The following is a 2,450-nucleotide window of genomic DNA, read 5'->3' on the forward strand; positions in this document are numbered from 1 at the left end:
CAGTGCAGGAATAAAAACAAAGTTGCTTTATATAATAAATAAAATTATAGAAAAAAATGCTTGGACTCAGGCTTTTGCAGCTGAGAAACTTGGTATTGATCAGCCAAAGGTATCGCAAATTAAAAATGGTAAAATAGATGGTTTTTCTTTAGAGCGATTGTTAGGATTTCTAAAAAAACTTGATCATGAGATAACAATCACGATGACAGAAAGCCAAGAAATAAAATCTGAGGCAGAAAAAGTAAAACATGAAGTTGAATCGCAATAGATACAAAGTTGACAACTTGTTTTTTGTGATATAGTATAAAACTTATTAAGGTAGTATCTTATGGCTGAGTCTATTGTAGAAAAGTGTATAGAACGGGTAAGTAACCGTTTCAAATTGGTTCTGTTGGCAAGTCAAAGAACACATGATTTAAATACAGGGGCAAGTAATCCAATTCAAGCAGCTAAGTTTAAAGGTCATAAAAATACCATAGTTTCCTTACATGAAATAGCAGGAAAACAGGTGGATACTCATGAGCTGTTTAGCCTTTTGGTAGGTAGATGCAAGGAATACATGAAAGGAAATATGAATAATGTTTACAGCAGTAATACAAGTAAGCTAGCGAATTTATTAAATTTTTCTGATAACACAGATCTTGATGCAAGTCAAGAAAGCCAAGATTATGAAGTGGATGGTGAAATAGATGATGAAATAAATGATCAAGATGGCGATGAAGAAGTATCCGTTTAGAAATCTACTGAAGTCACATAGTCTTTAAATGATTTGCATTGCTATCTATACACTGTTGTTCTGTATGAGTGTAATGTTGTGTTGCATAGTGTCTAAGTCAAATGATGTGTACAATAAGGTTTTAGCGTTCAATAATTTCTCAACGCAAGTAGTTGTACTTATAACAGCAATATCAATCATTCTGAATAATTTTTTTTTAATTGATATAGCATTGTTGTATGCTAGCGTTAGCTTTATATCAACTATAGCACTAATGAGATTAATGTTGTTTTGATAATTTATGATAGGATCCATTTTCATATTTTTAGGTATTTGTTTGATAATTATTTCAAATATAGGGGTGATCAGATTTCCTGATTTCTATACTAGGTTAAATGCAGCAGGTATTACAGATTCTAGCGGTGCAACGTTATTGTTAATTGGTTTTGCTTTGCAGAATGGATTTTCAATCAATACTGTTAAAATAGTATTATTAATTTTTATAATATGGGTAGCTAACTCAACTAATAGCTATATTTTAGCGCGCACTCATTATAAAGTTAAGAAAAAAACTGTTAAAGAAGGCTAAGGTGTTAGAAATATTAAATGTAGTGTTACTTTTGTTGTTACTAACAGTTACGGTTTTTATAGTTTTCTCGCGACATTTAGTCGTAAGTGCTGTTCTAATGTGTGTATTTAGTTCACTGATTGCGCTTATATACTTAATTATGAATGCACCTGATGTTGCAATTACTGAAGCTTCTGTTAGTGCGGGGCTCAGTACAGTTTTTACGTTTGCAGCACTCTCCTTGATAAAGAATCATAAAGTAAATCTATCTCATAACCCTATAACGCTTTTTTTTATGTTATTTCTGGCTGTATGTTTGTCATATTTTATGATTCAATTGCCAGATTTTGGCAGCCACAATGCTCCGATCCACTTGCATGTTGCTCCTTATTATGTGGAAAATACCGAAAAAGCTACCGATATTCCTAATATAGTGACAGCTATTTTGGCAAGCTTTCGTGGTTATGACACGTTTGGAGAAACTATAGTAGTTTTTACTGCTGCGCTTTGTATAACGTTGATATTAAAAGAAGAAAAAGAAAATGATTAAAGATCCGATATTAAATGCAGTAACATTTTTGATGATACCTTTTATCATTTTATTTGGTTTATACATACAATTTCACGGTGATTACACTCCGGGTGGAGGTTTTCAAGCAGGAATAATTATTGCCTCCGGGATAATATTATATTCAATGCTATTTGGTGTATCTACAACTCTAAAAGCAATACCTTATTCTGTGATTAGATTGACTAACGTGTTAGGTATTTTAATTTATGGAGGAACGGGCGTTGCAACAACTTTACTTGGCCAAAATTTTTTATCTTATGATATCTTGTTAACCAATAATAGAACCGGTCAAAAATTAGGTATTTTTTTGGTGGAATTAGGTGTAGCATTTACTGTCTGCTCCTCTATGTTAATTACATATATAAATTTTGCTCGTAGGAAAAAACAATGACTTTATATAATTATACGATTATTATTGTATTAATGGTGCTAGGTTTATATATTATTATAAACGATAAAAATTTAATCAAGAAAATGATAGGGGTAAGCGTCTTCCAAGCATCTGTTTTGTTATTTTACATATCTCTAGGATATATAAAAAGTTCCTTGCCTCCTATATTGGTTTCAAATTTTTATTCATATAGCAATCCTATACC

At 31.4% G+C, this 2,450-nt stretch carries 7 protein-coding genes; all 7 read left to right on the plus strand.

What is annotated here, in order from left to right; genetic code table 11:
• On the plus strand, positions 1-268 hold a 268-nt coding region (locus ACIPNH_RS00695), incomplete at its 5' end, for a helix-turn-helix domain-containing protein (protein ID WP_400770952.1).
• A gap of 60 nt (positions 269-328) precedes the next feature.
• Positions 329-736 (plus strand): DNA-directed RNA polymerase subunit omega, encoded by a 408-nt coding sequence (gene rpoZ, locus ACIPNH_RS00700; protein ID WP_007548528.1) that lies wholly within the window; start codon positions 329-331, stop codon positions 734-736.
• Positions 737-764: 28 nt separating this feature from the next.
• Positions 765-1,010, plus strand: a complete 246-nt coding sequence (locus ACIPNH_RS00705; protein ID WP_007548527.1) for a monovalent cation/H+ antiporter complex subunit F — start codon at positions 765-767, stop codon at positions 1,008-1,010.
• Positions 1,011-1,016: 6 nt separating this feature from the next.
• Complete coding sequence (mnhG, locus tag ACIPNH_RS00710; protein WP_155969497.1) at positions 1,017-1,304, plus strand: monovalent cation/H(+) antiporter subunit G; 288 nt, start codon at positions 1,017-1,019, stop codon at positions 1,302-1,304.
• A 1-nt stretch (position 1,305) separates the two neighbouring features.
• The gene (locus tag ACIPNH_RS00715) at positions 1,306-1,833 is read left to right on the plus strand and encodes a DUF4040 domain-containing protein (protein ID WP_400770956.1); all 528 of its coding nucleotides are present in this window, start codon (positions 1,306-1,308) and stop codon (positions 1,831-1,833) included.
• Entirely contained in the window at positions 1,826-2,245 is a 420-nt protein-coding gene (locus tag ACIPNH_RS00720; protein WP_400770959.1) for a Na(+)/H(+) antiporter subunit B, read from the plus strand. Before ACIPNH_RS00715 ends, ACIPNH_RS00720 begins: the two co-directional genes overlap by 8 nt.
• Positions 2,242-2,450 (plus strand): cation:proton antiporter subunit C (locus tag ACIPNH_RS00725; RefSeq protein ID WP_400770961.1); only part of this gene is annotated, 209 nt, incomplete at its 3' end. The genes ACIPNH_RS00720 and ACIPNH_RS00725, both read left to right, overlap by 4 nt.

This window comes from Wolbachia endosymbiont of Drosophila barbarae (assembly GCF_044752445.1).
In the GTDB taxonomy this organism is placed as follows: domain Bacteria; phylum Pseudomonadota; class Alphaproteobacteria; order Rickettsiales; family Anaplasmataceae; genus Wolbachia; species Wolbachia pipientis.

Bases quoted from the DNA above. Each gene is read 5' to 3' on its own strand.
- rpoZ (WP_007548528.1), top strand. From the start codon at position 329: ATGGCTGAGTCTATTGTAGAAAAGTGTATAGAACGGGTAAGTAACCGT.
- ACIPNH_RS00705 (WP_007548527.1), top strand. From the start codon at position 765: ATGATTTGCATTGCTATCTATACACTGTTGTTCTGTATGAGTGTAATG.
- mnhG (WP_155969497.1), top strand. From the start codon at position 1,017: ATGATAGGATCCATTTTCATATTTTTAGGTATTTGTTTGATAATTATT.
- ACIPNH_RS00720 (WP_400770959.1), top strand. From the start codon at position 1,826: ATGATTAAAGATCCGATATTAAATGCAGTAACATTTTTGATGATACCT.